A 21,385-nucleotide genomic window follows, 5' to 3' on the forward strand; every position below is an offset into this window, starting at 1 on the left:
TTGTGAGGTGGTCTGTACTCAGTCGAGGAGCTCGAACTGCCTGACGAGTTCGGCAAGGGAGGATGCCTGCATCTTCCGCATGACACTCCCACGATGAAGCTTCACCATGATCTCGCTTATACCAAGCTCGAAGGCGATCTGCTTATTCATCAGGCCTCGAGCGACGAGGCCGAGAACCTGCGTTTCCCTTCGCGTCAGCCTTGCAGCGCGAGCTCTGACCGTCAGTCTGTGTGCGCGCTGCCTCTGCTGCCCGACATCAAGGTCGAATGCGGCTTTGATTGCGTCGAGCAGCTCATATGTCCGCAAGGGTTTCTCAAGAAAGTCCACGGCGCCGGCCTTCATCGCGTTGACGCTGGTCGCCACGTCGCCGTGTCCTGTCATGAACACGACCGGTAGGTCGAATCCGTTCGCCTCCAAGGCTTGCTGGAAGTCGATGCCGTTAGTCCCTGGCAGTTGAACGTCGAGCAGAACACAGCCCGCGTTGTCTCGAGAAGCTCGCTCGAAAAACTGGGCGCCATCCTCGAACGCTTCAGCCTCGATGCCGAGCGACTGGAAAAGGTCGAGAAGCGAGAGGCGAAACTGTTCGTCGTCCTCGACGATATGGACAACTTGCCGAGGCGAATTGGAAGAGTCGGGTGTATTCCCCGCGTTGGCCATAACTGGTCCTCCAACCAAAACAAATGGCATCACATCGATAACCATCTTACCAGAGCCACCCCGTCGGACAAGTAAACCAACGTTTGCTATCTATCTGCTATTCAAAGGGAACTTAATTGTCCGACGTGCCTTCGACGCTTGTCGAAATCGGTAGCTGCACAGCAAAGATGGCTCCATGAACTCCGTCGTTGCGGGCAGTTATGGTGCCGCCGTGATCGGTGATTATGGATCGGCATATTGCTAATCCAATGCCCATTCCATCCGGCTTGCTCGAGAAGAATCCGTCAAAGATCAGTTCAAGGTCCTGCTCGGGGATCCCGCCGCCGGTGTCCCGGACCGAAAACGTGACCTCTGTACTCGGTGCGAAGCAGGTGTCTATCGAAATCAGTCTGTTCGATCGCTGCCGCGTGGATATTGCCTGGATGCTGTTGATAAGGAGGTTCACGACCACCTGCTGAAGCTGTACCCGGTCTCCGAAGATCGCTGGTAGTCCTCCCGCCAGGCGCGTCGTTATGGAGATGTCGTGCGTCTGGCTTTCCGAATGCACGAATAGCACCGCCTCGCGAACGAGATCGTTTACATCGACAGCAGACCGTACCGGATCGGTTTTTACCGCCATGTCCTTGATCCGGCGGATGACCTCGTTTGCCCGGTGTGCATTCTCCATGATGCGCGAGATGATCGCCTTCACCTTCGGAAGGTTCGGCTCGTCGCGTCCCAGCCATCTAAGGCCAGTGTCAGCGTCCGTCACGATAACCGACAGCGGCTGCCTGACCTCGTGTGCGATCGAGGTCACAAGCTCCCCGAGTGCGGAAATGCGCGCCGCATGTGCGAAGTCAGCCTCGATCTTTCGAAGCTGCCGCTCAATCCGGCGCTGCTCGGTGACATCGATCATCATAATCAGTGTCTTGTCCAGCTTCTCGGGCGTCTGGGGAAAGGTGACATAGAACAGGACGTCACGCAGCTCGCCGTCGAAGGTCCGGATCTTCATTTCCTCGCTGTAGTTCCGACCACCATTGAAGTGGGCCACGACAACGCGTGTCGCGGCTTCGGGTGTGCCGGAGAACAGGTACGAAACGTTTTTGAGAAAGTCATCGCGAGACGTGCCCTTGAACAGCCGCATGGCGCTGTCGTTTACGTCCGTGACGACAACAGCCTCGCTCGCGAATCTTATGAGATCCGGCTGTGCCTTCACGTGGTCATCGATATTCTTGACGCCTGACGACTTCAATCGCTGGATCACGTCGCTCATAACGCGTGCGTCGACCTGCCAAACCGGAATTGGCACGTTATTGATCAGATTGCGATAGCGTTGTTCGCTTGCGGCGAGGTCCCAGTAGGTATCGGGGTCGTTCCATGATCCAGTGACACTCACGGAGATCAAATGAGGATGGTCCGGCGTACCGCGCCAGACCGAGAGGACATCGTCGCCGACTGCGGCAGTCACGTAGGGCTTCGAACCTTCCGGTGCCTGGAGTACCCTGATCGTCAGATCGAGAAGCTTCGCACGATGCTTCTGGGGCCAGTATCGGTATGCGCTCTTTCCTACCAGTCCGCTCGCGGGTACGCCGCCTGCGAACAGTCTCGCGGCTGCCACGTTCAGGTCGCTGATCCGAAGGTGTTCGGCGATCACCGCAGGGTCGGCTGCTGTCAGGTGGGAAAGACCCTGGTCTCGAATTCGTTCAATGTGTTCCAGGATGTCCGCAGCACCGGATGCATCGATGCTCCAGACGGCGATCCAGTCCTTTTGGATACCTGGAGCATGCCCCTCGACATTTCTGGCGTCGGCTGGCGCGCCGTGTTCGACGAAGCGGCTGATGTGACCCTCTTGATCACGCAATGACCGCACGCGAATGTCTGCGAGGATGGGAGCGTTGCCGAATCCCGTCCGCTGCGCGATTCCCTGCCATGAGCCGCCAGCGCGCAACTCTTCCCAGTCCGGGCCGATGGAGTCTGCACCGAAGATCTCCTCGTGGCGCTTTCCGGTCACCTCCGCGTTGCTGCGCCCATACAGGCGCTGCGAAGCAAAATTCCAGTGAATGATCCGTCCTTCCGCGTCGTAGATGATCACGCTCTCGTTGGCAGCGTCGGCAATCTGTGCCGACAACAAGTCGATCTTGTCACACGATGAATGCGGTTCGATTTTCGGGGTCGGGTTCATGGGTCTCTTCGATCCCCGTTCAGCGGGCGGATGTTTCAACGTTCATGCAAATTGCGATGGGACGGAAGTCCGGTCTCGGTCCCTCCGGTCACCGGACGATGGTCCGCCAGATGCCCGGTATGGACGCAGTGGGCTTCTCCGAGCCGGGCCATCGAGCGCCAGATTGCCACGGCAGCTGTGAGAACCTGTTTGCGCCATATCGCGACGCTGCGCTCTGGAAATGCCATGGGAGTCTCCGGCAACGAGGGAGCGCGTGGTTCGCGCGCTCCCATCCACGATCAGCTTGCCGCGCCGATGATCTTTGTGTTCAGCAGACCGCGTGCGACCGAGCTGACACGACGGCCCTGGAAGCGGGCCACCGCCAGGTGATCCTCGTCCGGCTTCAGGCTGTCGAGAGCGGAAACATGCGTGGCGCCGTAGGGAGTTCCGGCCTTGAACATCGCCGGATCCGCATAGCCGAGCGGAACGATGATGAGGCCCAGATGCGCCATCGGCGTGTAGATCGAAAGCAGGGTGGACTCGTTTCCGCCGTGCTTGGACGACGTCGATCCGAAAACCGAGCCAACCTTGCCGTTGAGCTTGCCTTGGAACCAGATGCCGCCCAGGCCGTCGATATACGCCTTGAGCTCGGAAGAAATGGACCCGAAGCGAGTAGGGGTGCCGAAGACGATCGCGTCCGCCCATTCAGCGTCTGCTTCTGTCGGCGCTTCGTACTTGGCGTTCATCGCAGTGGCGTTCTCACGCCAGCCGGGAACCTGCGACATCACATCTTCGCCAACCAGTTCGCGAGCGCGCCGAAGCCGCACTTCGGCGCCGTCCTGAATTGCACCTTCTGCGATCGCGTTCGCCAGAATGTCGGTCGAGCCGTTACGCGAATAGAATGCGATAAGAACCTTGGGTTTCGTCATCTCTGCCTCCAGCGAGAGTTTGCGCTGGGGCATGTGCGCCAGCTTCGGCGGCAAAATGGACGACGGGATCACTCATCAGAAGCCGGACTGGGATGGAACGTGCGTTCAAGGATTTGGACGATCTTCGCGGTCGCTGTGCAGGCAATCGTTTTCCTGCCGCGCCCGCGAGGCGGAACTTGGCGCAGTCAAGGATAGCACTTGCATCAATGAAGCCCTGCTTCCGGGTAAGCACATCGCAATCGGATTGTGCTTCCGCGTCTTGGAGACTGGACTTCGTCCACGAATTTGAACGCTACGTCTCTTGTCGACTGGCTTCTCACTAGGCCATTCGCAGCACTAGCCTGCGCATCATTCGAGCTCCAGCAGCCGATGTCCAAGAAAAAGCGAAGGTGGAACATGAACCAGATGATCATACGTGGCGTCAGCAGCCAGACATTCGTTGCTGCCAACATCAAGCGCACCGAGGAATTCTACGGCAAGGTCCTCGGACTGCCGGTCGTGAAAAGGACCGTGCATCATCACGACGCCCGGCTGCCCGTTGTCACCTTCGGATTTCATCAGTTCGACGGCGAGCCCCGCAGGGGCGAGTCCATCACCTACATCGAGTGGAACCCAATCTTCTACATGATGCCGGAGAGGGGCTTTATCGACCAGCACACGACGCAGGATGGCGTTGCCAATCCTCGCGTCGGCGACCCCAAGGGACGATGGGGCGCGGGTACCAACCATCATCTGGCCCTCCACGTGCCCAATCGCGACGGGCTGCTGAAATGGAAGCGCCGACTTGCCGACCACGGCGTCCACGTGACGGGTCCCTACAACCGTCACTACTTTCATGCCATCTACCTCCGCGACCCGGACGGAGCGATCATCGAAATCGCCACCACGGAGCCGGGATTCGGCCATGACGAAGAAGTCCTCGGTTCTGGCTTTCGGCCGCAGCCGAAGGAAAATCTCATCGGCGGCCGCGACGAGTTGCAGGTCGCTGCGGAGATCTGGCCTCAGCCGCTGCCGGCAGTAACCGCGGACTTCGCCTTGCGCGGCTTTCACCACATCACGTCGATCTCCAGCGATGCCGAGCGCACCGAGAACTTCTTCGTCGAGAAGGTCGGGCTTCGGCTCATCAAGAAGACCGACTATCTCGATGAGCGGGGAGGGACTCATTTCTACTATGCCTGCGACGAAGACCTCTCCCCGGGATCGGTGCTGACATTCTTCGGGTTGCCCGGCTACAAAGCGGGGCGTCTCGGGACCGGCCTTTCGCATCACTTCTCGCTCGAAGTCGAGAACGATGCGGCACTTGCCGACGAGCATGCGAGATTCCGCAAGCTCAGCATCGAGGTGTCTACGATCCAGGACACCGTCTACGCCAAGCAATTCCACTTCCGGGACCCGGACGGACATATCTGCGCTCTCGCGACGCCGAACCGGTTCGCGGCCGACGAAGATGTGGCCAGCCTTGGTCAGAAGCTCTGCCTTCCCGAGACCTTGGAAAAGGATCGGCAGGCGATCGAACGCCATCTGGCGTATCGGCCGGCGCCTGTCCCCGTATTGCGCTGAACGGACCGCGCCCCATAGACCCTTGGAGGATGTTGAAGAATGCAAAAGCTCGAATTTCTCCCGCAGGAGAGGGTGATATGGGGCCGGGGTGTCATCGCCGATGCCCTTTCCAATCTTGGCATGCACGGTATCGAGAGGCCTATCGTCTTCACGGTTGAGCCTCTCGCTGAACTGGCCAAAGCGCTCGTTGCGCCGCATCTTTCGGATAGTGTCGGGACATTCCTTGACTTCCCTCCGCATGTTCCCGACACCGCCGTCGAGCGGGCCATTGAGGCATGCGTCGCCTCCGGCGCAGGCGCGATCGTCGCATTGGGCGGGGGATCTGTCCTCGATGCCGCCAAGGCTGCATCCCACTTTCACGAGGTGAGGACGGGAAGATATCTTCCGATCGTCGCTCTGCCGACCACACTGTCAGGCTCTGAATTCTCGCATTATTTCGGGGTCACCGAGACCAATCACGACGTGAAGTTCAAGCGTAGCTATGCCGTTCGCGAAACTGCGCCCAAGACCGTTGTCATCGACCCGGAACTGATCCGGGGAACTCCCCGAACACTGCTTCTGTCGTCGGCGATCAAAGGGATCGATCATGCCGTTGAGGGCATGCGGCTGGTTGACCAGGACCATCCGCATGCGGTGCTCGCGGCAGCCGGCGTCCGTCGTTTCCTTGAAGTATTGCGCCGCTGGCCCGGGCAAGGTGAGACGAGCGATGCAATCGCGGACGGAGCGGTGGATCTCGATGACCTGCTGCAGCTTCAGCTCGCGGCCTGGCAGAGCTATTTCTTCCCAGCCTCGGTGATCTACGGACTGAGCCATCGGATCGGTCATATCCTCGGCGGCACATACGGAGCGCCACACAGCGTGACGTCTTGCGTCACCCTCGCTCCTGTTATCAGGGCTTGCTCGGGCTTCTACGGAGACAAGCTGCGGATCTTCAATGGCGCACCGTCCGGGGGCGAAGCTGCCCGGAGGCTTGCTTCCGATATTCAGGAAGTCGTTGTTCGCCTCGGTCTCCCCAGCCGCCTGCGGGACCTGGACATCGACCATGCGGAGCTCTCATCGGTATCCAGGCTCCTCGTGGACAACTATCCGCGTGAAGTTGCTGATCTAGGCGACGGCGCCGATCAGAAGCTTTCCGCCCTCCTCGAAGGGCTCTGGTAGATGAGGGTCGGCATTTCCGGAGAACAGTCGAACACAAGCGAGCTTCTAGCCGAACTGGCATCGGGCCGCCGGCAGGTTGGGTCGATCGTGGAGGCAGCCTTGTCGGCGTCGCGGCAGAGCTTGTCGGCGGTTCGCGCCTTTTCCGCGCTCGACGCCGAGGGCGCGATGGGTGCGGCGGTCCGCTCGGAAGGCCGCTACCGACAGGGGCAGCAACGGGCTCTCGACGGGATTCCCGTCGGCATCAAGGACATGATCGACACCGCGGATCTGCCCACGTGCTACGGGTCTCCGGCCTACGAGCACAACGTCCCCGCCCGCGACGCCGAAGTCGTGCGTGCCCTGAAGAGCAACGGGGCCATTGTCGTGGGCAAGACCACGACTCATGAATTTGCCTGGGGGGTCACCACGTCCAGCGAGAGTTTCGGAAATACGCTGAATCCCTGGGATCAGTCGAGGATTCCCGGCGGATCGAGCGGTGGCATGGCGGCGGCGATAGCCTATGGGGCAGTGCGCGGCGGGCTGGGGACAGACACTGGGGGATCTGTCAGGATTCCAGCGGCGCTTTGCGGAGTCGTCGGATTCAAGCCTACCTTCGGGCGCCTGTCCGCGGAGGGCGTGTTTCCGCTCGCTCCGTCTTTGGACCATGTCGGGGTCATGGGCCGATCGGTCGACGATGTCGCATGCCTCTCGAGCGCCTTGGGCATTTCGCGGGGTGCCGCCGCCGCGCCGGATCGCTTCCGTGTAGGTGTGATCGGCCGATTGGGGAATGTTCCGCCTTCGGCCGAAGTCGAACGGATGTTCGCCCGGACCCTCGACAGGATTGGCGCGCATTGCGACCTCGTTGCGATCGAGGATGCCGAACTCTTTCTGCCCGCATTCGGCGCGTTCGCGGGCATTGTTCTAGCCGAAGGCGGCATGGCACACTTTGCTCGCCACGATCTGTCATTCATTTCAAGCCGCTATGGCAGGCAGACTGCCTTGCGTCTCGAACTCGCCGCCTCCTCCGGTCTTCGCGAGTACGAGGAATGCATGCGCATTCGGCGCCGCTTTGTGGAAGGTCTTGACCGCCTAATGGAGCCGTTCGACCTGCTGATTACACCGACTAGCCCATGCATTGCCCCTCTCGTGGGGGAGGAAGAGGTGCGGATTGGCGAATGGGCTGGTTCGGTTCGTGAGGCGCTGATGACATATACCGCCCCGTTCAACCTTTCTGGTCTCCCGGCCATTTCGCTGCCGATGGGCCATTCGAAAGAGGGGCTTCCAACGGGACTGCAGATTGTCGCAAAGCGTGGTCGTGACGAGGACCTGCTTTCCGTTGCTGCAGCCGCGGAAATCTGGATGGAACAACCCGAAGCGATGCCGCCGGGCATAGCGCTGGCGCCTTGAAGGTAGAGGAGCAGGAAAATGTCGGTGCAAGGAATCCTGAAAGAAAAGGGGTGCGCTGTCGTGACGGCGTCGCCGGACGCGACTGTCATGGACGCGTGCAGGTTGCTTCACGCCAACCACATCGGCGCCGTCGTCGTGGTGGACGGTGAAAACAAGATCCAGGGAATTTTCACGGAGCGAGACGTGGTCGCCGTTATCGCAAAGAGAGGAACGGAGGCGCTAAAGGGGTCGCTTGAGCACGTGATGTGGAAGAACGTCTACTGCTGCTCCAAGGAAACGAGCGTCAATGGCCTGATGGATGCGATGAACCGTCACAAGGCGCGCCATCTGCCCGTCCAGACCAATGGCCGCCTGACGGGCATCGTGTCGATCGGCGATGTTGTTCGTCACCACATCCGCGCGATCGAAGTCGAGGCCGAATACATCCGCTCCTATATCTCAGGTTGAGTGTACGCGGCAATAAAACCTTGTTTTAATTGCCAAACTGGCCATTGCGAGTCTAAGATCGAGTCGTTCATCAATTGGTGAGGGGCCAGATCATGTTGAAAGTCTATGACAGCCGGTACTCTGGCAATTCATGGAAGATCCGGAACTTTCTCAATCAGCTGCAGCTTCCGTTCGAGCGCCACACTCTCGATCTGGAGTCCGGCGAGACCAAGACCGACCAGTTCTACAAGCTGAATCGCTTCAGCAGGATTCCGGTACTGCAGCTAGACGATGGGAGGACAATCGTGGAGTCGTCCGCGATCCTCCTCTATCTCGCCGAGGGCACGCGCTTTTTGCCGGACGATCCCTATCTGCGGTCCCAGATCGTGGGTTGGTTGTTCTTCGAACAAGGCGACATCCAGCGGTCAATTCCGCTTTGCCGGGTCTACCACATTAGAGGCGTGGCCGACAAAATGTCCCAGCAGGTAGAGCGCCTGCACGCCGATGGTTACATCGCCCTGGAAAAGCTTGATCGATGGCTCGCGGATCACGAGTGGCTGGCCGGAGTGAGCTACACGGTGGCTGATCTCGCCGTGTCCGCGTATACGTCGCTGGCACACGAGGGAAAGTTCGACATGCCGAGGTTTCCCCACATCGAATCTTGGCTCGACCGTGTGCGAGCGCAACCCGGCTGGCTCGGAATTTTCGAGACGAGTACCTACCAATCCGTTTAATATCGAACGCCTGCACTCTCCTGTAGCCTGCCTTACTGAGCCGGACTGATCGTTCGTGGCATGACCACGCGCCCCCGGATCGGCAGCATTCAAGGCTCGGGACAGGTGGGACTTTTTTAGATGTCGCAGCAGACGTTCGTATTGGTAGTCGTCATAAACCTCCTTGGCGTCGCTGGAATTATCGTTTGGCACTTGCAGGGCAGGGGCAGGCCGACGGAACGACTGATCGCCCAGATCGTATTTTTCGCATTGATGACGGTCGCGCTGGTCTTCGCGAAGATAATGCCGTTCCACTTTGATGCTCCTCACCTGGATGGCAGTGGCCCCGCCGTTGTTGCCGCAAAGATTCTCTGGTGGACCCACCTCTCGTGGGCGACAATCGGCTTCGTCCGGATCTACATCGTGCTCGATGGGCGCCCGCGTGAAGCCCGCCTAATCCAGGACCTTCTCGTCGCCGTCGTCTACCTTGGCGTCCTCCTTTCGGTGATGGCCTTCGTGTTCGGCGTTCCCATCGGCACGCTGGTCGCGACGTCGGGGGTGCTCGCCATCATTCTGGGTCTTGCACTACAGAACACGCTTGGCGATGTGTTTTCGGGAATTGCGCTGACCCTTGGACGGCCGTACGTCATCGGCGACTGGATATTGCTGGCCGACGGGACCGAAGGGCGTGTCGTAGCGAGCAACTGGCGATCCACTTATCTGCTTACGAGCGGCCACAATCAGGTCGTGCTGCCAAACAGCGTCCTCGCGAAGCAGAGCCTGACAAATGTCAGCCGCCCGGATGAGACCCATCAAATCATGCTTCCGGTCCGGATTGTGCCTTCGCTGCCGCCCAAACTGGTCGCCGAGGTGATGCGCGAAGCACTCGACAACTGCAATGGCGTCGTACAGGATCCGCCACCGTCGGTTTCTCTCGTGGACATCGACAAGACGGCAATCGCATTGCAACTCCTATTTCGCGTGAAGAGCCCAGCGGACCGATCGCCGGCACGCAACGAGGTGATCGACATGGTCTTTCGCCATTGCATGGCTCACGGTCTCGAAATTGCGCGGCCTGCAGGAGGGCAGGTTGTAAGCGAGGCGGCTCCCCGTGATGTCCTGCCCTCACGGAGCCGATCTATTATCGAGGCGGTTCCGATGTTCTCGCGGTTTACGCCGCAGGAAAGGGACTTTCTTGCCGAACATGCAAGCATTGTCGCATTTGATGCAGACCAAGTCATTGTCGAGGAGGGATCGGTGTCGGAGAAGCTCAGAGTCGTGGCCGCTGGCGTCGTCGTCCTCTCCATGGGCGGCGAAGATCTCGTTCGGCTCGCCCCCGGAGATTGTCTGGGATTGCGGGGGTTCTTCGTTGGAAAGCCGGAACTGCATGCTGCGACGGCGAGGACGCGCGTGAATGTCCTCGATATCCCAAGAGATATTTTCGCACGGATGATGATAGAGCGGCCAAGTCTATCGGACGACATTGCGTCGTGGATCAAGGAAACCAACGCCGCGGCAGCAATCCACGGTGGGGCTCTGGTGCAATCGGGGATGCCGAGGGAAGTCTTGCGCGAAGAAATGAGACGGGCCTTCGGGGCGGCCTGACCCCCAACCTTCGCATAGTTTGACGGCGCTTCTGCCCGGCCCCAACATGCAGCCCCGACGAGATTGCGGAGCGCACATGTCGAGACTGCCGATCGTCCTTCTACCCGGACTTCTCTGCGATGGCGCCCTCTGGCGCCGACAGGCATCTGTGCTTGGGAACGTCGGGAAGGTCATGACGGGCGACCTTACCCTGGACGACACGGTGGAGGGAATGGCGACACGGGTGCTCGCCGCGGCACCGCCGAGGTTCACTCTGGTTGGCCTGTCGATGGGAGGCTATGTCGCCCTTCAGGTCATGCGGCAGGCGCCCCATCGCGTTGCGCGACTGGCCTTGTTTTCCACTAGCGCGCGGCCGGATTCCGAGGATCGGGCGGAGCAACGCCGCGAAGCCATTCGCAGTCTCCCGGCAGGTCGCTTCATTGGCGTTTCTCGCAGCATGCTGCCAAGGCTGCTTCATCCCGTGTCCCTCGGCGGGACCGCCGCCGAGGAGGTGCGTTCGATGGCGGCCCGCGTTGGGGAGGCTGCGTTCCGGCGACAGCAGAATGCAATTCTCAGCAGGCCAGACTTCCGGGATGTTCTGCAAACCGTCCGTGTCCCTACACTGGTGGGTGTCGGCGATTGCGATTTGATTACACCGCCAGCGGAGGCTCTGTTCATCCACGGCGGCATCGCCCGGTCGAGCTTCCACCTGTTTCATGAATGCGGTCACCTGCCACCGATCGAACGTCCGGACGAGATGACGGGAATCCTTCGGGATTGGATGATGTCGGAGGCCCAAGCTGCCTGAATCCTTCCGCTCATCGTTCGGAGACGTTGGACCATGTGTACAAGCCTTCGAACTTCTCAAATGTCGATGAGCGATTAGTCTCTCTCTCAGCTCATATAAAAGAAAGGGGAGCTGCCATGCACGCCAACGCAAAGTGGGAAGAAAACAGTGCAGACCGGTCGGCGATCGTTGACCAGGTCATGATTGAAAGACGGGCAAAACGCGGATTTCTGAAAGATCCTGTTTCGCTTGACACAGTTAGAGACATTCTCGACGCGGCAAGGTTCGCACCGAGCTCGAGCAATACGCAGCCTTGGAAGTGTTACGTCCTGACAGGCGAGTCCCGTGATCGGATAACCAGCAAGGCCGTCGACATCTTCCGGGCCGGACCGGACAAGCTGGGACCGGAATATCCCTTCTTTCCGCAGCCGCTCCACGATCCCTTCATCAGTCGGTTCAACCTCTTCCGCGGCCAGCTCGGCGACGCGGTGGGCGTCCTGCGCAGTGACAAGTACGGACGCCTGAAGGATGTCGAGCGTCAGTTCCGGTTCTTCGAGGCGCCGGTCGGCATGATCTTCACGATGGATCGCCAGCTCGAGTGGGCAAGCTTCATCTGCTACGGATGTTTCCTGCAGAATGTCATGCTCGCGGCAAAGGCTCGCGGCCTGGACACTTGCGCTCAGCAGATCTGGTCGCTGCAGCACGAGATGCTGCGAGAAGAGCTTGAATTTGCGGAAAGCGACATGGTGGTGGCCGGGCTGTCACTGGGCTGGGCCGACAACAGTCTGGCAGAGAACAACATGGTCAATAACAAGCTTGGTATCGACGAGTTCGTCACCTTCGCTGGTTAGGAAACCTTTGTTCGAGAAAAACTTGACGTTTTACGATTGAAGGCGTCGATATCGGAGCCATCGCGACCGTCGCGATGGCTTTCTTGCTTGTGCTGTCCGCCCAGGAAGGTAGGTGCCGGTGCTGGAACTCAAAGACGTCTATTTCTTCGTGCAGGTCGTTGATCGAGGTGGTTTTACCTCTGCTGGACAAAGTCTGAGGGTGCCGAAATCAACCTTGAGCCATCGGGTCCGCGAGTTGGAGAATGCCCTGGGTGTTCGGCTTATAAACAGAACCTCCAGGCAGTTCGGAATGACGGACGTCGGGGCTGAATTCTACCAGTACGCGTTGCAGATGTTGCACAGCGCCGACGTTGCGGAGGAGTTCGTCCGGCAGCGCCTGAACGAACCGAGCGGAACAATCCGGATCACTACGGCAGTCGAGATCGCGCAGTTCGCTCTGCGTGACGTGATCCCTGTATTTCTGAACCGCTACCCGAAAGTGAAGATCGTCGAGATAGCCACTGACAGGCTGGTGGACATGGTTGGGGAAGGCTTCGATCTGGCGCTGAGGGGGCACGTGGCTTCCCTTCAGAACTCGACGCTAGTGCAGCGCGGGATCGCAAGCGTGCCCTGGTATCTGTTCGCCAGCCCCGAATATCTCAGACGAGCGGGTGAAATCACCGATCCGCAGAGCCTGAGCGAACATTCGACCCTTGCGATGGACCGTCATGGCGCGGAGATGTGGAAGCTGAAGGGACCGGGCGGGCGGGAGGCGGACGTGCCGATCGATCCCAGGTTCCTGAGCAACAACATGATCGCCCTGAAGGAGGCGGCATGCGCCAATCTCGGGGTGGCCGCGCTACCGGGATACATGTGCCGTGACGAGATCGACGCTGGTCGGCTGCAGCAGATACTGCCGGGTTGGATAGCGGCCGATGCGCGCATGAGTGCTTTGATCCCCTATCGCAATGGCCTGCTTCCCGCAGTCCGCTCTCTGGTCGATTTTCTGGCGACCGAGGTCCCGAAAGTGACGGCTTTCACGCCCAGATCGGAATAGGAGAGGGGGCGCAACGCCCCCAACTTGAGTTTACATTTCGCCTTCCCCGCAGACCGAATACGTTATCCGCGCATCAGCGTCTCGGCAATTGCGCGACGAGGCCATAACTCAATGCTGCGGATTTTTTGCATGAGACTACGAAGCCAGGTCGAGCACGCCGTCCTCTGCTGTCTGCTCATGATTGGATTGGGCGACGGCGAGGCCCTATCCGCCAAGTCGATGGCGGCACTCTACGAGATGCCGAAGGAGTATCTCGCCAAGACCCTCCAGGCATTGTCGCGGGCCGGGATTGTAAGATCTTCCCAAGGAATGTCGGGCGGATATCGCCTCTCCCGCGAACCAACGGATATCCGGCTTCTTGAAATCGTCGAAGCGATAGAGGGCGACATCGCGACGTTCAAGCAGAGCCGTCGCATTGAACGCCTGCTGCTGGGCAATCAGACACCCGGTGCGGGGTCGGTTCTGGCTCGCTCGTTCGGCGCGGCAGATAGCCTGTGGTGCGAGGCTCTTTCGGCAAGCAATCTTGGAAATCTCGCGAACGAACTCGGACTGTCGCCTCGTACGATCAGCGATGCCCGAAGCAGAGCGATTTCCGCCTAGACGCGAGCAACGCCTATGAAGGGGATACTGAATGAGATGGTCGGCGTGGCGGCCTTCGTGCGAGCGGTGCAGACAGGGTCCTTCAGCGCTGCCGCGAAGAGCCTTGGCGTTACGCCGTCCGCGGCCTCGAAGAGCGTGTCCCGGCTCGAGGCAGAAATCGGAGCAAAGCTACTTCGCCGCTCAACACGGACACTGAGCCTGACAGACGAGGGGGGAGCGTTCCATGCTCGCATCGCGCCGCTCCTGCGAGAATTTGAAAGCGCTGCGGACATTGATGCTTTGGGCGATGAGGCTTCCGGGCACTTGCGGATCGGCTTGCCCGGAGAACTGGGACTGCAAATCCTTCGGCCTATCATCACCGAATTCTTGCCAGCGCACCCCGCGATATCCCTCGATGTCAGGATGACGGACAGGCACTCCGACATTTTCCGCGAGAACCTGGACGTCGTCTTTCGCGTGGGTGGCGCAACTCAGAACACGCTCATGACTCGCACGCTGGGACATCTCAATATGGTCCTGGTGGCCTCGCCAGCCTTTGTGAGGGAGTTCGGATACCCTGCTACGCTTGAAGCGTTGAAGGAGCTTCCCTTTGCGAAGTACGCGATGGAGGGCGTCGTCTATCCGGTGCGGTTCGCGGATGGAGCTGAGTTCATGCCGGAAGGCAGGGTTGCCCTGGATTCGGCGGCTGCGATCAGGGAGGCGGCGCTGAACGGCGTTGGTGTCGCGCATCTCATCAGGCGGCTAGTTCAGGAGGATCTCGACCGAGGCCTTCTACTGGCTCTAGCGCCGTCAATGCCATTGCAGAGCGCACCACTGCAGGCAATCCATGCGTCAGGCACCATGCCGCCCCGCCGGATGCAGTTGCTGACGCAGTTCGTGTCGACTCTCTTTCGGACGAATCAATCCTGAGACCATCGCGGGGTGGCAATGGTCTCAGCGGAGTAGTGAGCCTATCAGACGTTCGCGGACATCTTTCCGGGCCAGGTGAAGTAGTAGTACGAGCCGCCGATCTTGTCGAAGTAGGCATTCTCTCCCGTTTTCGCATCAATGTAGGAGCCGTCTGCGGACTTCGCGAACGACCCGTCATCGTTGCGCTTCAGGTGATCCTGAAGAAACTTGTTCCAAGCCTTCGGATCGGACGCCTCCGTCGCCGTGCTATGCTTCTTGCCATCGGTGGGATCGTAGGCAGTGGCCGTCTCGCCTGTTGCCGGGTTGGTCACCTTGAGAGTGCCGTCCTTAAGGGCGCCGAGCATTGCCTGATTGTTGACGTAGCTCATTGGATCGCTGCCAGTGTTGCTGAGCCGATCCTTCAGCGTCGTCATGAAGGACTTCGATCCGATCGTCCCCGCAACTGCCTGCGAGGTCTTGTCGCCGCCGGCAGCGCTCGAATTCTGGTTCTGGATCGCCTGCAGCAGCACCGATAAAGTCTTGGAATCCAAGCGCGTCGAGCTGCTGTCGCTCAGGCCGAGGGAATTGAGCAGTCTCGATGCCGGACTGTTGCTTTCAGAGGAGTTCGTCGAGTTGTTGTCGTTCTGGAGAACGCCGAGCGCGAGCCGGGCGGTATAGCTGCGGGCGAGCGAGAGTGCGGATATCATGGCGATTACCCTTTCAAAATGAGGCTTTCGGAAATTCAATCGAATACGATCTGCGCACATGGGCTTCTGGTGCGGACAACCATGAGCTCTCATCGCTCGTTCGCCATCCGCTTCTGGCCTGAATTCTAAGCCATCCCGGTGCGATTATTCCCTGCGCATGTCGATGGCTAGGGACGCCAGCTTGCTCAAAGCTTGTGAAATTCTGCGATCTTCAAGGCCTGGAAGGCGCTGACGCACCATCGCCGGAAACGCCAAAAGACATTATTTAACAACGCATTATACTGGCCTTCTCGCTCGGTTTCCGTCGCGGCGAACATAATCTTCCGTTACATCTGCAACCAAATAGCGGGACTGCCGGGCCGTTGCCGTCGACCTTAAGCGGCGGTCGTCGGCAGCGCGGCAAGCTGTTCTCTTCGACGGACGAGATCAGCGACGGAGTACTTGTCGAACACCTTCACGAAAGCGGCTGTTGCTTCGGACAATATGCTCGGCATTCCGCCCGCCCGGCCCACCACGCATGTCGAGCATTCAAGCAGCTCGCTCAAACCTTCGCTGTGCCGCAGGAGGCGCCCGAGGTTGATGGTCTCTAGGGGCGTACTGATCCGGATGCGACCGCTTCGTCCACGCACTGACTCGATCAAGCCCTCTGCCGCTAGGTCCTGGGCCACTTTCATCAGATGGTTCTGTGAGATGGAAAACGCATCCGCGACAGCTTTGATCGAGCACAGCTCGCCCGGTCTGGCCCCGAGGTAGATCATGACCCGGATGGCATAGCGACAGCCTGCTCGCAGCCTGAACGCGGCGCCTTTGCCTACCCGGATTGGTGTTCGGGTGGGCAAAAGCATATTTGCGCGAGTTCGCAAACCCAACGCACGTATAGCTATCAGGGATACCCACCATGCAACAGGATGCCGACGGCCACAGAAGGGGCCTCCCTGGCAGTGGTTTGGTACCAATTCCAACCTGGAAAAATGATATGACACAACGGCTTAACTTTGCACAGCTCTCGCCCGATCTCTTCAAGAGCCTGATGGCTCTCAGCAACGAAATCAAGAAGGGCTCGATCGAGCAGTCGATCCTCGATCTGGTCGACATCCGTGCCTCGCAGCTCAATGGCTGCGCCTTCTGCCTCGACATGCATGTGAAGGAAGCGAAGATCCACGGTGAGCGCGAACTCCGGATCTACCATCTCGCAGCCTGGCGCGAGTCGGCGCTCTTCACTCCTCGCGAACGTGCAGCGCTCGCTTGGACGGAAGCGCTGACGAAGCTTCCGGAAGGCGGCGTGCCTGACGATCTTTATGAGCGCGTCCGTGGCCAGCTCTCCGAAAAGGAAATCTCCGACCTGACCTTCCAGGTCGGCGCGATCAACATGTGGAACCGCGCCAGCGTCGCGTTCCGTGCCGTTCCCGGCTCTGCCGACAAGGTGTTCGGCCTCGACAAGGCTGGCCTCGAGTAACATCGAGCCAGCCTGCAGGCGGCCACCCCGATTTTCGGTCGCCTGCGCTTCTCCGATGAGCAATCGGAGGTCGTTCACGGATTTGGACGCAGAGTCGAAGAACGACCGCCTGTCCGGACCCCAGAATTACTCCTACCCTCGCTGCCTGACCGGGACATAAGACCGGCATCAAGAAAGAGGATGGAACGATGAACGACACTGGGATGAATCCGCAGCCGAGCAACGACGGCCACACCCCGTACAGCCGATATGTCCAGACCGAGGTTCTTCACACGCTGCAGGATCTGGTGAGCGATAGCCCGGCGGAACCCGCTTTTCTGGCCAACGTGCAGATCAGTGAGATCTATTGGGCGCTCATCACGCGCGAACTTGTCACGGCCCAAGGCGATCTGCGCAATGACAACATCCCGGCGACCAACCGGGTGCTGCGCCGGATAGTCAGCCATATGGAAGCTTTCAACGCAAACTGGCGCTCGCTTTCCTGGCTGACGCCTGCCGAACTCATGCCGATCCTGAAAGGACTCAGTGCCAGGCACGGCAAGGACACGGCCTTGCAGGGATGGACGTTCCGCGAGATGGTGTTTCTCCTTGGAGTCAAGGACAGGCCGTCGCTTGAGCACTTCGAGCCTCAGCCGCACCGATACAAGCAGCTTTCGGAACGCTTGAATTCGCCGAGCATGTACGACGATATCCTTGCCGCACTCTCGCGTGCCGGCAAGTCGATCCCTGCGGGTTATCTCTCTCCCGACTACTCTGCTCCCTACGTTCCGAGCAAGGAAATCGAGGCGGTCTGGGCAGACATCTACCGGAAGGACGATCCGGCGGATCCATGGCGGACGCTCGCGGAACTTCTGGCGGACATTGCCGTCGAGTTCACCAACTGGAAATACCTCCACCTCATGGCGACCAGGCGAACCTTCGGATCTCGCCCGGCGTACCATGGTGTCGATGCCATTCAGTGGCTGCTTCCCACCATGGAGGAGATCCCGTTTCCCGAGGTCTGGACAGCCCGTGGACTGGTTGCCTAGCAGCCACTTGTGCGTTCCAACGCCGGGCCGCGCAAAAACGGCCCTGCCAGCAACCCCTAACGGCGGATGAGAAATGGATCGATCCAAGCTTGAAACCATGGTCGGACTCGCGCGCGAGACAATTGCTGACCAATCCAGGGCCGGGGTGCTTCGAAACCCGGAAGGCGTTCAAAGGGGTAGGTTCGTCCTATTTCACGCAGCCATGTCTTTCTGCTCGCAGAAGGTGAGGGCGACTCTGGCTCATCGTGCAGCATCGTTTGAATCGAACGAGATGTTGATTCTAGGCAAACGCGGCCCTGACGGCGTGCTGGTTCCCGCTGAGAATTACGGAGCCGACTACGTCCGCCTCAGGCTGCAGGGGCGCGAGTCGCTGAAGATCAGGTTGGTGGAGGCATATTCGGGGATTTCTTCCGTTTCCGACGCCGGACTCGATCCCTGTGCGGTCCCGACACTTGTCGATCTTGAGACGTCTGAGGTCGTCGTGGATTCGCTTCGCATCTGTGTTCACATCGATGCCGTTTTGCCAGGCACCGAGCGCCTCGTTCCTGCCGATCCGGAACAGCTTCAAAATGTGCGCCGGCAGCTTGCCGCAGTGGACCGAACTCCGCATCCGGGTCTGCTGTATGGCTTTCATCCGGAAGACGACAGGCGGCCGCAGCCGCTGAGGCAAGCCATGTCGTCCGTCTACGAGGAGAAGCTCGAGGCCTTGACATCACTGGTTGCCGAAAATTCGGAGGATTACGATCTCGTCGCAGCGTATGCGGCGAAGATAGCGAAGGAGACCGGTGGAAAGGTGATCCGCCACGATCAGGAATTCCAAAGGGCGCTTCGCGACACCACGCGCGAAATTCTCTCCGGCCTGGACGTGGATCTTCGAGCGAGCCAGCATACATGGCTCTGTACACCCTATGTATCACTAGCAGACCTCTTCTGGGGCGTGAGCTTGGTCCGCCTGAAGTATCTCGGCCTGGAGAATCTGTGGGCGGATATGCCTGCAGTTGAAGGCTATCTTGCCATGCTGCTCGAGCTTCCCTCTATTCGAGACGAGGTCGTCAACGCCACCATGTCCTCGATGCCGAGGTCCGAGTATCTGGCGGATCGTGCAGCCTGACGAGGATATCCTCCGAGACTACCAACGAACCAAGTCATCAAGCTCGGGATGTTGCAAGACATACCGGGCCATGAATTCGCATCGCGGCCGGACCTTCTGGTCATTCGTCCGAAAGACTGAGAACATGCCCTCTGCGAGCCGCGTCGCAAATCCCTGTCCGACGTATTCGAACGGCACCTCGGTGTGTACCAGCACGAGGATGCCGTCCTCGTCGCGATAATATGCGGCCGCCAGAGCATCGTCCTTGATGGGCAGCTCGAACCTGCCGATCGTCGTGTTGTTTCTGATTTCCTCTGTCATGGTCATTGCTCCTTCGGTTGCGGGCGAGACTTAGCCGCGACCGATCATGGGTCAACGCAAACCATCGTTTGGCTGGTCGATCGAGTTCCAGGCGGACAGACTTCAATTCGTTATCCCGATAGGCGGGATGTGCGGACCTGAAGGAGCAGCCATGACGGACTTCTCGCATTTCGCTCTGGTCGTTGAGACCGACCCACGGAAGATCGTCGGCGGTCGATACGCCATCGACCCGGTTCACACACGTGTGCTTTTCAACGTCGTGCACTTTGGCGTCAGCAACTACTGGGGCGAGTTCTACGACCCCGCCGGCTGGCTTGAGATCGATCCGGAACGTCCTGAAAAGACTTCGCTGAGCGTCGGGGTGCCGAGCATGAAAGTGAAGACGAACAGCGAGGTGCTTGACGCGGAACTTCGCAGTCCCGACTGGTTCGATGCGCAGCGGTTTCCCCGGATTACGCTCGTTGGCGAAGGCCTCAGAGCATTGGCGGATGGCAGCGCGAAGTTCACCGGTGACTTCACATTGCATGGCATCACGAAGCCTATCGACCTCGATATTGCCTTTATCGGCGGGAGCAAAAACCCGCTCACTGGGAAGCCGACAATCGGCTTCGAGGCCTCTGCCACGATCAGCCGGCGCGCATTCGGCGTAAGCGCCAAGTATCCCATCGTCGGCGACGCAGTGAAAATCATCGTGAGTGCCGCGTTTGACTACGCCTGAACGGCAGCGCCACCGGTCGCTTGCATCTTGATTCAACATCCTTCCCTAAGTCCAAGGAGTTGTTCCCCTATGATCCCTACCCAAAGAAGCGAGCCTGTGCCGATGCCAGGCAAATTACCATGCCTGGAGCGCAAGTCTGCCGCGACGACGGACGATGTCGGTGAGACGCGGCATGGACGTGGCGACGCATCGCAGCGTTCCTGCCGCCCAGTCGATTGCGAGGCATGTGGTCGGTCCTGTCGCGTCGCTCCGGTGTTCTGATTTGTTGACACTGCGACCGGCGCGATAAGCGTAGGGTACCTATACGATCGTTGGATCGTCTGGACGAAATCTGCCGTGCTAGAGGGCGCCATGTAACCGCGGAGCCATGACGATGCCAAATTACCTTACATTGTTCGTCTTCCTGGCCATCGCCTGGCGTCTTCTCACTGTGGCGATCTCGATCAGGAATGAAATTGCACTGAGGAGAGACGGCGCTCACGAAGTGGGCCAGACCAACAGCGTGGCGCTGGCACTGGTGCACGTGCTGTTCTATCTCAGCGCCATCACCGAAGGTGCCGTCCTGCGAGTTGAGCGCACGGGTTTCGAAACGGCGTTCGGAGTCGGTGTTTATTTGTTCTCGGCGTGCGTTCTGATCTCGGTCATGCGCAGTCTTGGTCCGCTTTGGACAATCAAGATCATGATAGCCAGTGGTCATCGCGTGGTTCGCACGGGACTTTTCTCGCGCTACCGCCACCCGAATTACTTTCTGAACATACTGCCTGAACTCGCAGGGTTCGCCCTTGCACTGGGCGCGACTGGGACGCTGCTGGTTGGGCTTCCGATCTACCTCATTCCACTAGGAATCCGCATCCGGCAGGAGGAGGCCGCGATGGCAGAGTTCGTGCCTGACTACGCTGCCTGACAACTTTCGACCCGACGCTGCTCAACGACGCAATGGCGGCGAGATGCGCCCCTTTAATGCAACAAGGACCTTGAGATGAAGAGAATCACGATGGCTATCGCGCTGGCGCTCGCTTCAATCCAGCAGGCAGCGGCTTCCAGCGATGGAGCGTGGGCAGCGCTGTTTGCCAAGGCGAATGGAACCTGCATCGGTCAGTCGGGTCTCGACTCCCCGGAGGCAACAGTTCCAGTCGTGTTCGATGATGCCACGGGGAAAGCAGCGATTCTTCTACGGGGCTCCATGGGCGACAAAAGGGGCGCGTTACGAGCGTCAACCTCATCTGCCTCTACGACAAGAGACTGGCCGAGCTTCCATCGCCGAGTTTCGCTGGATGGGTCGGTAGCCTTTCCCGCAGGCACCTGTGGGCAAGGCGATAAAGCGTAGCGTGAACCACCTTGCCGTGCATG

The 21,385-nt window shown here is 59.4% G+C and carries 22 protein-coding genes; 16 read left to right on the forward strand and 6 right to left on the reverse strand.

Going from position 1 to position 21,385, the window contains the following annotated elements; translation table 11 throughout:
* Positions 1-18 precede the first annotated feature (18 nt).
* The 3 genes from AB4Z25_RS25070 to wrbA all read right to left on the reverse strand — a co-directional run bounded on the left by AB4Z25_RS25070 (position 19) and on the right by wrbA (position 3,726).
* Positions 19-657, reverse strand: coding sequence for a response regulator transcription factor (locus tag AB4Z25_RS25070; protein ID WP_442209865.1), 639 nt, complete (start codon positions 655-657; stop codon positions 19-21).
* Positions 658-769: 112 nt separating this feature from the next.
* Complete coding sequence (locus AB4Z25_RS25075; protein WP_442209867.1) at positions 770-2,818, reverse strand: ATP-binding protein; 2,049 nt, start codon at positions 2,816-2,818, stop codon at positions 770-772.
* Between the two features lie 278 nt (positions 2,819-3,096).
* Positions 3,097-3,726: an NAD(P)H:quinone oxidoreductase gene (gene wrbA / locus AB4Z25_RS25080; RefSeq protein WP_442209869.1), complete on the reverse strand. Its 630-nt coding sequence runs from the start codon at positions 3,724-3,726 to the stop codon at positions 3,097-3,099.
* Positions 3,727-4,122: 396 nt separating this feature from the next.
* Between wrbA and AB4Z25_RS25085 the strand changes: the two genes are divergently transcribed.
* From AB4Z25_RS25085 to AB4Z25_RS25135, 11 genes are all read left to right on the forward strand, one after another.
* Positions 4,123-5,286: a VOC family protein gene (locus AB4Z25_RS25085; RefSeq protein ID WP_442209871.1), complete on the forward strand. Its 1,164-nt coding sequence runs from the start codon at positions 4,123-4,125 to the stop codon at positions 5,284-5,286.
* A 39-nt stretch (positions 5,287-5,325) separates the two neighbouring features.
* Positions 5,326-6,444 (forward strand): iron-containing alcohol dehydrogenase, encoded by a 1,119-nt coding sequence (locus AB4Z25_RS25090; RefSeq protein ID WP_442209873.1) that lies wholly within the window; start codon positions 5,326-5,328, stop codon positions 6,442-6,444.
* The gene (locus AB4Z25_RS25095; protein ID WP_442209875.1) at positions 6,445-7,830 is read left to right on the forward strand and encodes an amidase; all 1,386 of its coding nucleotides are present in this window, start codon (positions 6,445-6,447) and stop codon (positions 7,828-7,830) included. It abuts the gene before it with no gap.
* A gap of 18 nt (positions 7,831-7,848) precedes the next feature.
* Complete coding sequence (locus tag AB4Z25_RS25100; protein ID WP_442209877.1) at positions 7,849-8,277, forward strand: CBS domain-containing protein; 429 nt, start codon at positions 7,849-7,851, stop codon at positions 8,275-8,277.
* Between the two features lie 92 nt (positions 8,278-8,369).
* On the forward strand, positions 8,370-8,990 hold the full coding sequence (locus AB4Z25_RS25105) for a glutathione S-transferase family protein (protein WP_442209879.1): 621 nt from the start codon (positions 8,370-8,372) through the stop codon (positions 8,988-8,990).
* Positions 8,991-9,110: 120 nt separating this feature from the next.
* Complete coding sequence (locus AB4Z25_RS25110; RefSeq protein WP_442209880.1) at positions 9,111-10,574, forward strand: mechanosensitive ion channel domain-containing protein; 1,464 nt, start codon at positions 9,111-9,113, stop codon at positions 10,572-10,574.
* Between the two features lie 172 nt (positions 10,575-10,746).
* Positions 10,747-11,361: an alpha/beta fold hydrolase gene (locus tag AB4Z25_RS25115; RefSeq protein ID WP_442209882.1), complete on the forward strand. Its 615-nt coding sequence runs from the start codon at positions 10,747-10,749 to the stop codon at positions 11,359-11,361.
* Between the two features lie 35 nt (positions 11,362-11,396).
* A complete protein-coding gene (locus tag AB4Z25_RS25120; protein WP_442209884.1) occupies positions 11,397-12,191 on the forward strand; it encodes a nitroreductase in 795 nt (264 codons plus the stop codon).
* Between the two features lie 112 nt (positions 12,192-12,303).
* A complete protein-coding gene (locus AB4Z25_RS25125) occupies positions 12,304-13,227 on the forward strand; it encodes a LysR substrate-binding domain-containing protein (protein ID WP_442209885.1) in 924 nt (307 codons plus the stop codon).
* A 111-nt stretch (positions 13,228-13,338) separates the two neighbouring features.
* Positions 13,339-13,827 carry an RrF2 family transcriptional regulator gene (locus tag AB4Z25_RS25130; RefSeq protein WP_442209887.1) on the forward strand — a complete coding sequence of 163 codons (489 nt, stop codon included), beginning with the start codon at positions 13,339-13,341 and terminating at the stop codon, positions 13,825-13,827.
* Positions 13,828-13,842: 15 nt separating this feature from the next.
* A complete protein-coding gene (locus AB4Z25_RS25135) occupies positions 13,843-14,736 on the forward strand; it encodes a LysR family transcriptional regulator (RefSeq protein WP_442209888.1) in 894 nt (297 codons plus the stop codon).
* A 44-nt stretch (positions 14,737-14,780) separates the two neighbouring features.
* Here AB4Z25_RS25135 and AB4Z25_RS25140 read toward each other — a convergent pair whose 3' ends face one another.
* Together AB4Z25_RS25140 and AB4Z25_RS25145 are read right to left on the reverse strand one after the other, a co-directional pair.
* Entirely contained in the window at positions 14,781-15,422 is a 642-nt protein-coding gene (locus AB4Z25_RS25140; protein ID WP_442209890.1) for a hypothetical protein, read from the reverse strand.
* Between the two features lie 374 nt (positions 15,423-15,796).
* Positions 15,797-16,267, reverse strand: a complete 471-nt coding sequence (locus AB4Z25_RS25145) for an RrF2 family transcriptional regulator (RefSeq protein ID WP_442209891.1) — start codon at positions 16,265-16,267, stop codon at positions 15,797-15,799.
* Between the two features lie 131 nt (positions 16,268-16,398).
* On the opposite strand from AB4Z25_RS25145, the gene AB4Z25_RS25150 reads away from it, so the two are divergent.
* The 3 genes from AB4Z25_RS25150 (at position 16,399) to AB4Z25_RS25160 (ending at position 19,017) form a co-directional block, all read left to right on the forward strand.
* Positions 16,399-16,878 carry a carboxymuconolactone decarboxylase family protein gene (locus tag AB4Z25_RS25150; protein ID WP_442209893.1) on the forward strand — a complete coding sequence of 160 codons (480 nt, stop codon included), beginning with the start codon at positions 16,399-16,401 and terminating at the stop codon, positions 16,876-16,878.
* A gap of 188 nt (positions 16,879-17,066) precedes the next feature.
* Positions 17,067-17,906: a tryptophan 2,3-dioxygenase gene (locus tag AB4Z25_RS25155; protein WP_442209895.1), complete on the forward strand. Its 840-nt coding sequence runs from the start codon at positions 17,067-17,069 to the stop codon at positions 17,904-17,906.
* A 73-nt stretch (positions 17,907-17,979) separates the two neighbouring features.
* The gene (locus AB4Z25_RS25160; protein WP_442209897.1) at positions 17,980-19,017 is read left to right on the forward strand and encodes a glutathione S-transferase family protein; all 1,038 of its coding nucleotides are present in this window, start codon (positions 17,980-17,982) and stop codon (positions 19,015-19,017) included.
* Between the two features lie 18 nt (positions 19,018-19,035).
* On the opposite strand, the gene AB4Z25_RS25165 is transcribed toward AB4Z25_RS25160, so the two are convergent.
* Positions 19,036-19,317 carry a GNAT family N-acetyltransferase gene (locus tag AB4Z25_RS25165; RefSeq protein ID WP_442209899.1) on the reverse strand — a complete coding sequence of 94 codons (282 nt, stop codon included), beginning with the start codon at positions 19,315-19,317 and terminating at the stop codon, positions 19,036-19,038.
* 151 nt (positions 19,318-19,468) lie between these two features.
* Here AB4Z25_RS25165 and AB4Z25_RS25170 point away from each other — a divergent pair, with 151 nt between their 5' ends.
* Entirely contained in the window at positions 19,469-20,035 is a 567-nt protein-coding gene (locus AB4Z25_RS25170) for a YceI family protein (protein ID WP_442209901.1), read from the forward strand.
* Positions 20,036-20,408: 373 nt separating this feature from the next.
* The gene (locus AB4Z25_RS25175; protein WP_442209903.1) at positions 20,409-20,939 is read left to right on the forward strand and encodes an isoprenylcysteine carboxylmethyltransferase family protein; all 531 of its coding nucleotides are present in this window, start codon (positions 20,409-20,411) and stop codon (positions 20,937-20,939) included.
* Positions 20,940-21,385 lie beyond the last annotated feature (446 nt).

The sequence above is a fragment of the Rhizobium sp. RAF36 genome, assembly GCF_052114105.1.
GTDB lineage: Bacteria > Pseudomonadota > Alphaproteobacteria > Rhizobiales > Rhizobiaceae > Rhizobium.